Origin of the sequence: Ruminococcus sp., from assembly GCF_017549005.1 — a bacterium.
Taxonomy (GTDB): domain Bacteria; phylum Bacillota; class Clostridia; order Oscillospirales; family Ruminococcaceae; genus Ruminococcus.
Genome location: NZ_JAFYYT010000021.1, coordinates 1 through 14,783 on the forward strand (window position 1 = coordinate 1; position 14,783 = coordinate 14,783).

The 14,783-nt window shown below is 45.7% G+C and carries 11 protein-coding genes and 1 pseudogene; 6 read left to right on the top strand and 6 right to left on the bottom strand.

From position 1 onward, the window contains the following. The 3 genes and pseudogenes from IKW96_RS05950 to IKW96_RS05960 form a co-directional block, all read right to left on the bottom strand. Nucleotides 1-1,320 (bottom strand): annotated as a pseudogene (locus tag IKW96_RS05950) (recombinase family protein); the annotation flags it as partial. Between the two features lie 89 nt (nucleotides 1,321-1,409). Then, nucleotides 1,410-1,598, bottom strand: coding sequence for a transposon-encoded TnpW family protein (locus IKW96_RS05955; protein ID WP_296571657.1), 189 nt, complete (start codon nucleotides 1,596-1,598; stop codon nucleotides 1,410-1,412). Between the two features lie 158 nt (nucleotides 1,599-1,756). Then, entirely contained in the window at nucleotides 1,757-2,110 is a 354-nt protein-coding gene (locus tag IKW96_RS05960) for a hypothetical protein (protein WP_296571659.1), read from the bottom strand. A 523-nt stretch (nucleotides 2,111-2,633) separates the two neighbouring features. Here IKW96_RS05960 and mobC point away from each other — a divergent pair. From mobC to IKW96_RS05985, 5 genes are all read left to right on the top strand, one after another. Beyond that, on the top strand, nucleotides 2,634-2,978 hold the full coding sequence (mobC, locus tag IKW96_RS05965) for a plasmid mobilization relaxosome protein MobC (protein WP_296571662.1): 345 nt from the start codon (nucleotides 2,634-2,636) through the stop codon (nucleotides 2,976-2,978). Nucleotides 2,979-3,166: 188 nt separating this feature from the next. Further along, nucleotides 3,167-3,379: a hypothetical protein gene (locus IKW96_RS05970; protein ID WP_296571666.1), complete on the top strand. Its 213-nt coding sequence runs from the start codon at nucleotides 3,167-3,169 to the stop codon at nucleotides 3,377-3,379. Between the two features lie 123 nt (nucleotides 3,380-3,502). Continuing rightward, nucleotides 3,503-4,171: a response regulator transcription factor gene (locus IKW96_RS05975; protein ID WP_296571669.1), complete on the top strand. Its 669-nt coding sequence runs from the start codon at nucleotides 3,503-3,505 to the stop codon at nucleotides 4,169-4,171. Between the two features lies 1 nt (nucleotide 4,172). Beyond that, nucleotides 4,173-5,477, top strand: coding sequence for an ATP-binding protein (locus IKW96_RS05980; RefSeq protein ID WP_296571671.1), 1,305 nt, complete (start codon nucleotides 4,173-4,175; stop codon nucleotides 5,475-5,477). A gap of 9 nt (nucleotides 5,478-5,486) precedes the next feature. Then, complete coding sequence (locus IKW96_RS05985; protein WP_296571675.1) at nucleotides 5,487-7,241, top strand: Na/Pi cotransporter family protein; 1,755 nt, start codon at nucleotides 5,487-5,489, stop codon at nucleotides 7,239-7,241. Between the two features lie 146 nt (nucleotides 7,242-7,387). On the opposite strand, the gene IKW96_RS05990 is transcribed toward IKW96_RS05985, so the two are convergent. The 3 genes from IKW96_RS05990 to IKW96_RS06000 all read right to left on the bottom strand — a co-directional run bounded on the left by IKW96_RS05990 (nucleotide 7,388) and on the right by IKW96_RS06000 (nucleotide 13,916). After that, nucleotides 7,388-9,307 carry a GGDEF domain-containing protein gene (locus IKW96_RS05990; RefSeq protein WP_296571678.1) on the bottom strand — a complete coding sequence of 640 codons (1,920 nt, stop codon included), beginning with the start codon at nucleotides 9,305-9,307 and terminating at the stop codon, nucleotides 7,388-7,390. Nucleotides 9,308-9,334: 27 nt separating this feature from the next. Beyond that, a complete protein-coding gene (locus tag IKW96_RS05995) occupies nucleotides 9,335-12,679 on the bottom strand; it encodes an EAL domain-containing protein (RefSeq protein WP_296571681.1) in 3,345 nt (1,114 codons plus the stop codon). Nucleotides 12,680-12,959: 280 nt separating this feature from the next. Then, a complete protein-coding gene (locus IKW96_RS06000; RefSeq protein WP_296571683.1) occupies nucleotides 12,960-13,916 on the bottom strand; it encodes a hypothetical protein in 957 nt (318 codons plus the stop codon). Between the two features lie 296 nt (nucleotides 13,917-14,212). Between IKW96_RS06000 and IKW96_RS06005 the strand changes: the two genes are divergently transcribed. Next, nucleotides 14,213-14,779, top strand: coding sequence for a sigma-70 family RNA polymerase sigma factor (locus IKW96_RS06005; protein ID WP_296571686.1), 567 nt, complete (start codon nucleotides 14,213-14,215; stop codon nucleotides 14,777-14,779). Nucleotides 14,780-14,783: the final 4 nt, after the last annotated feature.

Genomic DNA, 14,783 nt, shown 5'->3' on the forward strand with positions numbered 1-14,783 from the left:
CATGACAGCAAATCGCTCATCGGAAATTTTCCCTGATACATTGTCCTCATAAAGCCTTGTAAACAGCCTGTCAAGCTCAATGATACGCTTTTCAGCCTGTTTCAGGGCTTTCTTTGCTTTTGTAAGTTCCGAGGACTGCTTCTGAACGGAATTGTCCATAGCCGCCTGCACAAACTCGTCCTCATGCTCTTTAACCCTGGCAAGCAGTTTGTTCAGCTCGTTCAGCACGATCTCATTCAATACAACAGTTCTGATGAAGTGCGCGGAACAAGCGTCCTTGTCTGAGGAATATGTGGAACACTTCAAATGCTCCTGATCGGCGGTCAGACTTGTCGCTCGGCACAGATACATTTTGTTTCCGCAGTCCGCACAGTAGACCATACCCGAAAATGGATTGACTTCCTCATGTTTAGTGGGACGGCGCTTGTTCTTGCGAAGCTCCTGCACCAATTCAAACTCCTGCTGAGTTACGATCGGCTCATGAGTGTTCTCAAAGATGAGCCATTCTTCCTGCGGATTTCTCACGGTTTTCTTGTTCTTGTAGGACTTCTTGTGTGTTTTGAAATTGACTGTATGCCCGATGTATTCGGGTCGATCAAGAATGTGGCTGATAGTTTTTCCGCTCCAGCGGTGCAGCTTAGCGTTCTTGTGACCGTTATCCCTACCCTGTGACAGAGCGTAGGCTGTAGGAGTCGGAATACCTTCCTGCGTGAGAATGCGGGCAATCTTGGAAGGACCGTACCCTTCAATACAAAGGCGGAAGATTTTCCGAACTACCTCTGCGGCATCTTCGTCGATCACCCACAGGTTCTTATCCGTTTCCGAGTGCTTATAGCCATAGATGGGATTGGAAAGATGCTTTCACGACTGTCCCTTAGCCTTGAAAACGGCTCTGATTTTCTTCGACGTATCCCTGGCGTACCAGTCATTAAAAATGTTCTTGAAAGCCATCAGCTCGTTCTCAGATTTAGCGGTATCCACATTATCGTTGATAGCAATATATCGCACATCATAGTCTGGAAACACCATCTCGATCAGCTCACCTGTTTTCAGGTAGTCACGACCTAAACGGCTCAAATCCTTAGTAATTACCACGGCGACCTTGCCTGCCTCCACATCTGCCATCATAGCCTTGAAGCCGTCACGCTCAAATGTCGTTCCCGAAACTCCGTCATCTACATAAAACACGGGATTGCTGAAACCGTTATCCTCCGCATACTTCTTGAGGATAGCCTTCTGGTTAGTGATGCTGTTGCTCTCACCCTGTAACATATCGTCCTGGCTCAGACGACAATATAATGCTGTTATCTTGTCTGTCATATTATACCTTCCTTTCCGACAGATACAGCAAGCTATGTTATCATTATAGCGCGCATTGGAAAATGATTCAATGCGCTGAAATTCCAAAGTTACACAGCCTGCTTCTCAGGTTCTTGTCCGGATTCACCGAGGAGTTTTTCGCTCTCCCGAATGATAAGCCTTTTCAAAATATCCGAAAGGCTTTCCTTTGAAGCAGGATTGAACACGGTAGTCACCGTGTAAAGGGTATGCCCGATCTTATACTCGGACATTGCACTGAAAGTAGTGTTTGTATTCATAGCGAACTTTCTCCTTTGCTTGTCTATCTCTACGCATATAGAGTGAGGGCTTCGCTTTCTCTTTCTTACCCTCGTTTTGTTGTTGCCTTATACTTTTATGATAGCTGTGCGGAACGGCAAGTGCCGTCCCATTGCATAGCTATTTTTATCGGATAGTATTAATCCTCATGGGGATTCGCTTTATCCGTAAAGCTCATTTGCTGTCCGAAGTCAGCGGCGAGAGCGGAGGTATTGCTTTTCTCATTCTCAGCATTTCCACTCCCGACCAGTTTCAGCAGCTCCTCATCGGACAGACCGCTGGCTCTCAGTTTCTCCAGAATCTGATGCTCCGAGGTGATGATCTCGTCAAGCTCTCTGGGCTTGCAGTTGTATTCCTCCGCCATAGCCAGACGTGAGACATCCTTCAGCTTGTCTTCCAGCGTTTTCTTCTTTGCCGTATCGCTTGCGATACGCTTTTCCAAACCTTTAATCTTCTCAATGAGATGATCTCTCTTTTCTGTATAGATGCCCATAGAAAAATCACAACCTTTCATATTTGTTCTCAGCAGGCAGAGCCGAGTGGCCATGGCTCACCTGCCATGATCCAATTATAGCGCGCTCTACATTTGAAATACAAGCCGCATTGCGCATAAACTTTTGTTCATACTTTGTCAACAAATGTCCGGGGAATTTTGAGACTCAAAAATCTGAAATTACGCTGTTACGCCATTTTTGCTATCCGGTCATTTTGACGAAGCCATTTTGAACAATCATAAGAAATCTGAAAATTCATATTGACGGGATTGGGAAAGTGCGCTATATTGATTATGGGGAGCTACGAAAAAGAGAAAGTCGCACAGCTCCAATTCTCGGAATCGAGAAAAAAGACTGAGCCGAAAGGCTCGGAAATGACATTCGCCCCACAGGGGCGATTCAAGAGTAGCAAGCACGGTATCATGTGGGCGCGCCGAGAGCGAACCCACATGATACAAAGCTTGGCAGAGGGACACCCCTACAACCCCGAATTGATAAAAACAAAAAAGGAGAACAAGAGAAATGAAAGACGAAAAGAAGCGTACACTGTACCTGAAAGTCCGTGTCAGCCCCGAAGAAATGACGGCTATCAAGAAGAAGTTTGAGAATAGCGGTATGAGCAATCTCAGCGAATTTGTGAGAGCTATGATCTTTGAGGGATATATCGTTCACATAGACGAAAACGAGCTGAAACGGCTCAACGTACTGGCAAATAATATTGCCAACAATATCAACCAAATCGCTCATCGTGCAAACGTCACGAACAAGGTTTACAAGGAAGACATCGAGGAGATCAAGGAACTTGGAGATAAGCTCTGGCGTCCATTGTTATTCCTGCAAACGAAGGTTGCACATTTGAAGCATTAAGCGGAATATGAAAATCGCCGTCAGGGGAATTCCCGACAGCGATGAAATAGTATATGTGCGCTATGAACTGGATAGGCTTTTGAAATTGCTGCGCCCTGCACAAGAATTATTACAATTATTCCGATATGCTGGACACCGAAATCATTGTCGGCTATAATATGGTTACTATGAAATTGGAGGTATCAGCTATGTTGAAAACACCTGAATTGGCAATGCCGAGAACAAACAAGGTCACTACCGTCTGCAATGGCAGGCGTGAGGTCTGGAACGACTATGAAGAAGCAAAAGCTTATTTCCTTGATCTTATGATATCCACGGACGGTGAGGAGCATGAACGAGCAGAGTGTATTTACATTCAGCTCACGCACGGACTTGACGAGTGCAGCGACGAGGAAGAATAATCACTACAAAGCAAGTTATCAGTGACGGTAACTTGCTTTTTTAATTTAACCTGAACTTTACATACTGATACTGTTCAAGTTTACATTGGTATGATATACTGGATACTTGAGGAGTGTGAAAAAATGCTGATATATATAGTTGAAGACGAAGAACGCATAAGGGAGCTTGAAAGCTATGCCCTCGAGAAGAATGATTTTGAAGTGAAGAGTTTTGAAAATTCAGTGGAGTTCTACAAGGCTCTGGAAATCAGACTACCCGACCTGATACTGTTGGATATCATGCTGCCCGGTGATGACGGGCTTACGATACTGAAAAAGCTTCGTAATAATACGGCGTATGACAATATCCCTGTTATCATCATTTCCGCAAAGGACACCGAACTTGACCGGGTAAAGGGTCTTGACCTCGGGGCTGACGATTATATGTGCAAGCCTTTCGGGGTAATGGAAATGGTCAGCCGTGTAAAGGCAAGACTTCGTGGATCATCAAAAAACACAGACGGTCAGATAACATTTGAAAAGCTGACGATCTCTGAAAAGACAAGAGATGTTACCTCAGACGGCAGGACGATAGAGCTTACCTACAAGGAATTTGAACTACTGAAAATGTTTATGGAAAATCCGAGGATCGTTCTCCGACGTGATGATATACTTGACAGGATATGGGGACGTGACAGCACGGGGCGCACCCTTGATGTGCATATCCGTACACTCAGAGCAAAGCTGGGCGAATACGGAAGATATATCGTTACTGTGCGGAATGTAGGCTACAAGCTGGACAAGGACGAGTGATATGGAAAGAAAAATAGAATTCAGTCTGTTCTATATGGGGATAGTCACAGCTATCACAGGTATCGTGATAACCACTTTCGTATGCTACGGATTTTTCCATAAGGAAGTCAAAGAAAACCTTGCACATGAATGTAACATCGTGGCTCAGTGCTATGATAAGATAAGCTCTCCCGACGAGCTTGAACGCTTCACACAGGAGGATTTCCGTATCACACTTATAAAAAAAGACGGTACTGTTTTATACGAAAGTGATGCTGATGCGGAAAACATGAAGAACCACCTTGACCGTCCTGAGATCATTGAAGCGATAGAAAACGGAACAGGCAGCGATACACGTTATTCGGACACGATCGGTACAGAGGATTACTACTACGCCGTAAAGCTCGATGACGGCAATATCTTGCGTGTGTCTATCCGTTCGGGTTCGATATTCAGGCTGTTTGAACGCTCTATACTTATCATACTCATCGTAACGGTCTGCATCATAGTGGTATCTATGTTCGTTTCTGTGAAGCTGACGGACAAGCTCATCGCACCGCTGAAACGCATACCTGAAATGCTCGAAAAGAACAAGTCGCCCGAAGAAATGGGGATATACAGCGAAATTATCCCTCTGGCAGAGGAGATAAAAACCGTGCGAAGCTCGCAGGAGCTTATGCGGCAGGAATTCACGGCAAATGTATCTCACGAACTGAAAACACCATTGACCTCCATTTCGGGCTATGCAGAACTGATCGAAACAGGTTTGGCTCAGGGAGAGGATTGCAAGAAGTTTGCAGGAAATATCAGAACAGAAACTGCAAGACTGCAAACACTGATCGGTGATATACTGCGCTTGTCAGAGCTCGATACGATTGCTTCGGCTTCCCTTGATGATGTTGTGGATATAGCCGCTGTTGCAAAGGAATGCAAAGAAAGGCTCACAGGGCAGGCTGAAAAGAAAGACGTTCGTATCTCTATACACGGGACTTCCAAACCAATAAAGGGCAATCACACAGAGCTGACCGAGCTGATATACAATCTCATTGACAATGCGATCAAGTACAATCGTGAAAACGGCAATATCGACATTACGATAGAAGACAATAGGTTTATCATAGTCGATACTGGAATCGGTATGCCGAAAGAAAGTATTCCCCGTATTTTCGAGCGTTTCTACCGTGTTGACAAGAGCCGCAGTCGAGCAAAAGGGGGGACAGGGCTCGGACTGTCGATCGTAAAGCACATCGCAGACCGACACGGAGCGCAGATAGATGTTGAAAGCACGATGGGTGTCGGAACAACAATAAGTGTATATTTCAGATAGGAGATCATTATGGATATTTTTTCAATATGTACTCTATGTGGAGGATTGGCATTCTTTCTCTTCGGAATGCACGTTATGTCGAAAAGTCTTGAAAAAGTCGCAGGCGGAAAATTGGAAAGCACACTGAAAAAGATGACTTCAAATCCTGTAAAGAGTCTGGCACTCGGTGCAGGTATAACGATCGCCGTACAGTCATCATCTGCTCTGACGGTAATGCTTGTCGGACTTGTCAATTCAGGCATTATGCAGCTTGAACAAACTGTCGGCGTTATCATGGGCTCCAATATCGGCACAACACTTACAGCATGGCTGCTCAGTACCGCAGGCATTAAAAGTGACAACATAGCCGTTTCAATGCTGAAGCCCGAAAACTTTGCGCCCATCATCGCTTTGATCGGTATCGCAATGCTGATGATGAGCAAGAAAAAGAAACGACAGGACATAGGCACGATCATGGTCGGATTTGCAGTGCTGATGTACGGAATGCAGCTTATGAAAGAAGCGGTTTCTCCGCTTGCAGAGACCGAAGGCTTCTCCGATATGCTGATCGCATTCAAAAACCCGATACTCAGTGTCCTGTTCGGAGCATTGTTCACAGGTATCATCCAGTCATCTGCGGCATCAGTCGGTATTTTACAGGCGCTCGCTATGACGGGGACGATATCCTACCGTATGGCTATCCCGATCATTATGGGACAGAACATCGGAACCTGTGTGACCGCACTGCTTTCCTCGATCGGAGTAAATAAGAGCGCCAAAAGAGTAACCGCAGTGCATATGTCCTTCAATATTATCGGTACCATCGTTTGCCTGTCATTATTTTATGGGGCGAATGGACTGTTCCATTTCAGCTTTGTGGATAAGCCCATAGGCGCTGTGGAGATCGCAGCGGTACACTCCATATTCAATATACTGACGACCGTGATGCTCCTGCCGTTCTCAAATCAGCTTGTAAAGCTCGCCCAAAAGCTGATACCCGACTCCAAAGAAAAAGAAGCAGAAGTGCTTCTCGACAAACGTCTGCTTGCCAACCCGCCGCTTGCGGCTTCACAGTGCAGAGAACGAACCAAGGAAATGGCAGTTATCGCAAAGGAAGCACTGCATGAAGCATTGTCAGCGATGTTCACTTATACGCAGAAGGGCGTTCTGAGCGTAGAGGAGAAGGAGCAGAAACTCGATATCATGGAAGATCAGCTTTCCGACTTTCTGCTGGAACTTTCTTCGCACAGCCTGACTGATGAAGACAGCCGGACTGTTACCGAACTGCTTCATAGCATCAGCGATTTTGAGCGTATCAGCGACCATGCTATCAATATGATAGAGATCGGTGCTGAGATGAATCAGAACGATCAGAGCTTCTCAGACAGCGCGAGAGCCGATTTCGCTACGCTCTTTGCAGCTCTTACAGAAATATCCGAGATCACCGTCAAGGCTTTTTCCGAGCAGGATACCGGTATCGCTATGACCGTTGAACCGTTGGAGGAAGTCATCGACGACCTGACAGCCACGATACGTGACAAGCATATCTCCAGACTTCGTACAGGCGAATGCAGTCCGGAACTTGGTGTATACCTTTCCGATCTGCTCATCAACTGCGAGAGAGTGTCGGATCACTGCTCCAATGTTGCTGTATCCATTATTGAGATCGGACAGGCAAAGCTGCTTAGTCATGAGTATATGACAGCGCTGAAAGCCGAGAGAACACCACAGTTTATTGAAAGCTATACGGCTTATGGGCAGAAGTACAGGCTGGCTGAAAATTGAACATTTATTCAAACAACAAGGAAAGACAGATACCTCTTGCGAAGTATCTGTCTTTCCTTGTTATAGCCTGCTGTAAAGGACTTTCGTATAGTTTTTGTAATAAAACTTCTATATGAGCGCAGTCCTTTTGGAGCGGTTATTGCTTTTTACTGTCTTTTCTTCCTTCCCGGCTTTGCCATTTTCTGCTCATACATACTTGCGTCGCTTATCTTGAGGAAGTCCTCGATACTTCCGTCCTTATCGGTCTCGCAGAGGTATGAACCGTAGCTCATTTCTATCCTGTATGGCTTGTCATGGTTTTCGTTGTATTCCTCACATAAACGCACAAGTTCGCAATTGAACTCATCAAGCTTCTGCTGCGAATAGTCAGAGGCATAGATATAGAACTCATCGCCGCCGGCACGGCCTGCTATTTCGCCTGATCTGCAGCATTCCGTGATGATATGGGCAGCTGTTTTTATTGCAAAATCGCCCTCATTATGGCCGTAAATATCATTGATATGCTTGAGTCCGTCCATATCTATAACCATTGTGCATATCTTGCTTTTTCCCTCAAGGCTCCTGATAGCTTTCTGTGAGAACTCATTGAAGCCTCTGCGGTTGAATATGCCTGTCAGCTCGTCATGTATACTGAGCTCCATCTGCTTTTCGTACAGTGCTTTCTGCTGCCTGTAGAGCTTCTTGATATTGTCGTTCTTCCAAAGGCGTTCAAGAGTCACGGAAAGATTAAGGAGAAAAATATTATAGAAATCGCTGAAAATATCGTCCTCTTTCATCTCAATAAGCGCATATCCGAACATCTTTTCAGCACAGTAGGAACTCATTATGTAATAAAAATGCGGGATCTCGGAATTGACCGTATGTGGGATAATACATGAGAAACCAGCAGAATCATCAGGCTTTACGTACTCATTTTTCTCGTCTATCCATATAACAGGTCTGAAATTGTCCGTAGGCTTGTCAAATTCGCTGGAACACGATAATCTGCCCTCCTGATCCGTCTGCAAAAACAGGAAAAAAGCTGAATAATCGCCGAAATTTGTTGCACACTTTCTGAATGAGTCCTCAAGTTTGTCGAGCTGCTCGACCTTATTGAGCTTTAGCATGGCAGCTTCAGCGTCGTTGAGACAATAGCCGAAAAGTCTCACATCATTGTAGACATCATCGAGATTTTTCGCTTCCTTCTCATAATCAACAGTCTTGCAGCCGCAGGACTGGTCAAATATAGTCCTCGGAGAGACAAAAAGCTCGGCAGTGGGTTCTTCACCGTTTTGCAGGCTCACAAGCAGCGACATGGCTTTCTCGGCGATGTCCTCCCTTTCACGGGTCGCGGTAGTGATGTGAGGTATGAACTGCTTTCCCTCGGTCGTACCGTCAAAGCCCGACACTGCTATCTCATCGGGAACTCTGATGCCTCTCTGTTTCAGCGCAGAAATGAGAGCTATTGCCATATAGTCATTGGCGCAGACTATGGACTGCGGCCTTTCGGGGCGTGAAAGGAAGAAATCTGCGGCTTCTTCGCCCTTATGGAACCAGAAATCCCCCTCAAAAACGCCTGCACCGTCCTCGGGAAGTCCCTTTTCACGCATGACAGACCTGAACACCTTGAGTCTCAGCTGTGCGTCGGGATGAGTAAGGAATCCCGACATAAAGCCGATCCTTGTGTGCCTGTGAACGTCCGTGAAGTGCTCGACCAGCCTCCGCATACCCGAAGCGTCCTCGAAATCTATATTGTAAAAGCCGTCAACGTGACCGCTGATAGATATTACAGGGCATTTTGCGCCGCGGAGCTTGTTTATGACCTTTTCAGCCATGATATTCTCGTTGTAGCCCTCGCCGTCAAAAATTATGCCGTCAAATTCGTCGAGATCGACATGATCTATGATATCGAGCTCGCATTCGCCGAATTCTGTATTCTTTTCTCCTATCCTGCCGAGAGAATTGAAATAAACTATGTTCATTTCCCTTTTCTTTGCAGCTATATTGAAGCACTTGCAAAGTCCCTCTCTGTATCTGCTTGTTAACGAACAGCCGAAAAATGCGATCGTTTTAAGAGAATTTATCATAATTCTCCCCACCTCCCATTTGTCTGATCATGTATAGTCATAGATGATAGGTCTTTCAATTTCTTCACCGTTAATCATTATCCTTCTTCTGCCGTTTATGATGCGTATCTTTTCATCGGGAGCAAGGGTATCCTTCCCTATGGCGGAATGGACTACCGCCTGAGTGTCGGAGTTAAGCAGCTCCACCTCTGTATCGGGACCGTTTCCGCCGAAAAGAAGCGCCTGTTTTCCAGTACTCTCCAGCTTCAAAGCAGAATCCGATATATTCAGCACGGAAGCTCCGTCAAGAGTTCCGAAAAGCGTGGAATCATCTGACGTAACATTGAATACCGCACCTATCATGTTGGTGTCTATTTCCGCTTTTTTTCCTTTTATGGAACCAATTACGGAAATACTCCTGCCAAATCCGTAAAAGTATATGGAAGTTTTCTTCATTTTTACAGATACATCATTATAAAGCGAGCCTATCAGAACTCCTGATGTAACGATGAAATCCGCTTCTATCTGGCACAGGCTCACGGACAGATCAACCTTTCCCGTCAGAGCGCCTATCCCCACGCACTCCTCGTTATTCGACCTGATATTGTATTCTCCGCGGTTAATGCATACAGCTCCGCCGAGTCCCGAGCCTATGGCTATTCCCCTCTGACCGTGGCAGTTGATGTTAACAGAGCCGTCCTGATCGAATATGAGCTCGCCGTGACGCGAATAATGATCGTTTCCGATTCCGTAGAACTCCGCAGCATTCAGCTCTATTTCAAGGTCTCCTCTGCCCTCCAGGGTGAGTCTCGACGACTCGGGCACCTTTATTCCCGAACCGAACATGGTATTGGTTCCGAGGAGGACAACTGCTGTATCCGTATTCTCTCCAAGCTCGATACAAGGGCGCTTCTTGATATTGGTGAAATACACCTCCTCAAGAGTTATACGGCCGCTGTAACCCGATTCCACGCGGAGGTGGATATTAGTCTTCATGTGGGGTATTCCGATTATTAATATATCCTTGTATACCATTTCGTCAGCGCCCACTACTATCTCGCTGTAACCGTCCCTGACGAGCTGAGCAAGAGGCACACGGCTGGTCTTGCCGGCGTAGTAGACCTTTTTCATCTCGCCGTCAATGCGCTCCTGATAATACCGCTGTATCTCGCTTCGGCGCTTGTCGTCGATACCATGTATTATCTCAGGCGATGGAACTGCCATGTAGAAGCCCTGTATCAGGTCTGCTCCGAGATTTATGGCGATACGCATTTCTTCTGTGGTCTCAACGCCCTCCGCAAGAGCCTTAATGTTGTTGTCGTGGCAGAAATCGATTATCTCACGGACAAAATGCTGCTTTCTCGGCTGATTGTTTATATCGCTTATGAGAGAATGGTCTATTTTCACATAATTCGGCATATACCTCAGCAGATTGCTGACGTTTGAATAGCCTGTTCCGTAATCGTCTACCGCGATGTCGATATTGAGCTTCTCGTAGAACTGCTTGAGCTTCATAAGATCATCATCGTTGAGTTCCGCTTCTTCTGTCAGTTCGATAACTATCCTGTCCGCTATCTTTTCAAGGTGAGAGCTTATGTCGGAAAGGTCTCCGTCCCCCACCATTACTCCGGGGATACTGTTTATGAATACCTTTGCGCTGCCTAAAGCCTCCTTGTTTTCGCTGACGATACGCAGCACGTTCAGGAACGTGGAGCGCTCAACATCGAAGAGTCTTTCCTGCATTGTGGCATATTTTATAATGGAAAGCGGAGATACGTTCGTTTCCGTCCTTGCCCGCATAAGGGCTTCATATGCGTAAATATCGCCGCTTTTTGCGTCGATAATGGGCTGGAAGTGATAATCGAAAAGGTTTTCGTCGAGTATCTTCGCAACGAGGCTGTAATCCTCCTTTTCCTTTTCGTCAAGGCTGTCATACGCATAGGAATATATGGTAAACTTGCTGTTTCTTATCCTTTCGAGACGTTTCTGTGCGTTTTTAAGGCAGATATTCCGTTTCAGCACCTCAAAGCCCCTGTTTACGGAATCTATCCAGCGTCTGTAGACCTCGTCATAGGAATTCATCTCGTTCTTGTAGCGCACCGCCGCATATCCGAAGCAGTCCTCGCCGAAAAATAAGGGAGTGAATATATATACGGCAGGCGAATCCCGTTCGCCCCCGAGATCGGGAAGCATATCCGCTGAAAGGAACCTGCTTTCAATTCCCGTCATATTGTTTTTATGGTCGCTGTAATACCTTACAGCATGGATCATGCTCTCATTGTAGCCGTTGTTTTTCACACTGACATTATTCCCGATATTTTCCCATTTGCTGTCGAGACACAGGTGAAATTCCCTTATATCCCCCAGCTGATAGATATAGGAATAGACTGAATTAAGGTACTCGGTCAGTGAAACCTGGGATATAAGCTCCGACTCCATTGTATTGAAAACGGAATTAAATCCCTCCTCCGAGATCTCGGTCTCCCATTTTCTGCGCTTTATCTGATACGTTGGCATATTTTCGTTATGACAGCCGCAGCTTTCGCCCAGTACCACTTCGGGACTCAGCGCAAAATCGTCGGGTATCTCGCCTTTCATTCTCTTCATAAGGAAATCATAGGCGTATTCTCCGAAATCCTTTGCGGGGATAAGTGCGGAAGTCACCGTACACGGGCTCGTCTGTCCCTCATAGGTGGAGTCATAGCCAACAACGGCGATATCCTCGGGTATACGTATACCACGGGCAGTAAGAGCCTTGCACAGACCTATAGCCATCTGGTCGTTGGCACAGGCTACTGCGTCCGGCAGAGAGCCGCCCTGAGAAAGGAGCTGCTCCGCATAGACCTCGCCGCTCTGATACCAGTAATCGCCGTAGATTATGCGCTTTTCCGATACGGGCAGTCCCGCCTTCTCCATTGCGTCAAGGTATGCCTGCAAACGCTCCTTTGAATGCTTATGGTTCTTTTTACCCGAAACAAAGGCTATATCACGGCAGCCGTGTACCTCTATCAGGTGGGTTATTATATCAAATACAGCCGAATAGCCGTCTATGTAAATGCTCGGGAACAGGTCGCTTTCCTTTTCTATTACAACTATCGGCTTGTCAAAGGTCTCCTTCAGTCTTTTTTCGAGCTCTGATCCTGCATTTTCGGTCTGAATGCTGTCCTTTAGTATAACAGCGCCGTCAAAACTGTCAGGATTCATCAGCGAGAAAATATTTGACTCGCCCTTTTCGTTTTCGGGCGTATCCTGGTATTTACGGTACATTGAAAAAATACATACGTCATTATCGTCAGCAAGTGCCTTTTTATTGAAACCGCTGATAAAACGGCTCTGATAAGCTTCATCAGCCTGTCCGACAAACAATGCAAGTCTGTTTCTTGATCTTACCATAAGACCATTCCTTTCCTCAGCAAATTATACTGCGAAACTGTATTGACATCATTTTTGTATTGCTGAAACAGTGATTTCACCATCTGTAAAAGCAAGCCCATTGAACTTTTACTATATTCCGTTCATATTCACTCATATTATATCTTATATATTTTTATAAAGCAATAGACAAAATGTTAAATATCCTGTTTTTACGAGAAACCGTCAATAAATAAAAAAGTCCGCGACAGTACGTTGCTGTCTGCGGACTTTCCGATACGTATTTTTATGCTTTTACGGCTCATTCGTTAACACTGATGACCTCGTTGGTCTCAAGCCAGTTCAGGAGCTCGTACCTCGCCTCGTCCCTGTATTCGGGCTTTGCCATGTAGTAAAGATAATGCTCGATAAGGCTGAAAACGTCTTTCGTTCTGCCCTCTATCTTGAACTGCTCAAAGCCCATAGGGATATAGGTGTTCCATATCTCGTCGGGACTTATATGATTTTTGAGCTTCTTTATCTCAAACAGCGACCTTCCTATGCACGGACATTCGTCAAAGCGCATGATACCGGGATTTTCACGCTCGATCTTCTCCATATTCAGCGGAGCATCGCGGTACTTTCTCACATGATTGGCATAGATTATCTGCTGCTGACCGATAGCCCGGTAATGTTCGGAACGGTTCGGGCAGCCCGGATTGCAGCAAGCATTCACAAGGAGCTCGCACTTTTTCTTGTCTGGTATCTTTTCGAGGGTCTCCATATCGTGATTCAGGTCATAGTCGATAACGACGATGTGATAATCCTTTTCCACCTCGCTGTAAAGCTGCTCCGCGTCCGTGATACGCTTGCAGGTAGAGCTCGTCAGCTTGTAATTCGGATAGTATTTACGGATATATTCCTCGAGCAGAGGCGAAAAAACTATTGCCTCATTCAGCCCGTTATCCGCAAGGTGCATGACCATATTGCAGAATTCATCGCTTAAATGCTTCTTTTCAAGCATCGGGTTCGTAAATGTAAAGCGAAGCGGTATACCGCGCTCATTGAACGCATTTATCACGCCTTTCACGAAGCTTTTGTCGCAGTATCCGCTCTGAGTACGTCCGCCGTTCCATAATGACGGAGGGAAAACTCCGTAAAACGAGGCTATTTCAACACCTTCACGAAAGAATTCAGGTCTTTGGGCAAGCAATTCGCAGAATACAAGATTGAATTTAAAATGTCCTGCGAAATCAGGAAGATGAAAACGAGCTTTCATTCAGATATACGTCCTTTCTCATGTTTTCCCGACCTGCTGCGGCAGTTTCGGGAAGATACATTAATAGTATAGCATACCCCTGCCTTTCAAGATGTTAACAAACTGTAAACAAAGACTTGTGCAGTTTTCCACCGAAAAGATGCATAAAATACCTTTTATATTGAAAAATCACCTCAAAAGTGCTAAAATAAAAAAGTGCCCAAGATCCCGTCGGCTGTGTAACACTTGTCGGAGCAGCTCCGATTGTTGTTTATGAAAGGCCGGCCTTATTAAATAAATCGCAGGGAGGAATGAAAATGACAAGCAGAGAACTGGCAGCTATGATGAAAAAATCACCTACCGCCTGTCATAAAGCACTTGTCAAGGAATACGGCAGATATGTTTATGCCATAGTCTACAATAAGCTGAGAGGCTGCGGCACGAACGAGGACATAGAAGAATGTGTCAGTGATGTTTTTGCCGATATTTTTATGAAATGCGAGTTTGATCTGTCATCGGACAACGATATAAAATACCTTATCGCAACTGTCGCAAAGAGAAAAGCGATAGACAGTTTCCGCAGCCTGACAGCCAAAGCAAATCATATTACCGATACTGATGAGGACGATATGAGAGAGCTTGTCTCGGACTTCAGTGTTGACGAACACGTTGACCGTTCTGAACTCCGCCGCGTGCTCCTCGACAAGATAGACGAGCTCGGCGAGCCCGATTCGACTATTCTTATCCAGAAATTCTATTATAACCGAAATTCCAAGGAAATAGCCCAGAGCGTCTCAATGACGGCTGTTGCCGTAAGACAGAGATGTGCGCGAGCTATGGACAAGCTTCGCGCAAAGCTTTTGGAAATCGGTATGACTGTGTAAAGGG

What these genes read in the sequence shown, in the direction of transcription:
- IKW96_RS06005 (WP_296571686.1), top strand. Translation starts at nt 14,213, where the DNA reads ATGACAAGCAGAGAACTGGCAGCTATGATGAAAAAATCACCTACCGCC.
- IKW96_RS05975 (WP_296571669.1), top strand. Translation starts at nt 3,503, where the DNA reads ATGCTGATATATATAGTTGAAGACGAAGAACGCATAAGGGAGCTTGAA.
- IKW96_RS05970 (WP_296571666.1), top strand. Translation starts at nt 3,167, where the DNA reads ATGTTGAAAACACCTGAATTGGCAATGCCGAGAACAAACAAGGTCACT.
- IKW96_RS05955 (WP_296571657.1), bottom strand. Translation starts at nt 1,598, where the DNA reads ATGAATACAAACACTACTTTCAGTGCAATGTCCGAGTATAAGATCGGG.
- IKW96_RS05980 (WP_296571671.1), top strand. Translation starts at nt 4,173, where the DNA reads ATGGAAAGAAAAATAGAATTCAGTCTGTTCTATATGGGGATAGTCACA.
- IKW96_RS05995 (WP_296571681.1), bottom strand. Translation starts at nt 12,679, where the DNA reads ATGGTAAGATCAAGAAACAGACTTGCATTGTTTGTCGGACAGGCTGAT.
- IKW96_RS05985 (WP_296571675.1), top strand. Translation starts at nt 5,487, where the DNA reads ATGGATATTTTTTCAATATGTACTCTATGTGGAGGATTGGCATTCTTT.
- IKW96_RS06000 (WP_296571683.1), bottom strand. Translation starts at nt 13,916, where the DNA reads ATGAAAGCTCGTTTTCATCTTCCTGATTTCGCAGGACATTTTAAATTC.
- IKW96_RS05960 (WP_296571659.1), bottom strand. Translation starts at nt 2,110, where the DNA reads ATGGGCATCTATACAGAAAAGAGAGATCATCTCATTGAGAAGATTAAA.
- IKW96_RS05990 (WP_296571678.1), bottom strand. Translation starts at nt 9,307, where the DNA reads ATGATAAATTCTCTTAAAACGATCGCATTTTTCGGCTGTTCGTTAACA.
- mobC (WP_296571662.1), top strand. Translation starts at nt 2,634, where the DNA reads ATGAAAGACGAAAAGAAGCGTACACTGTACCTGAAAGTCCGTGTCAGC.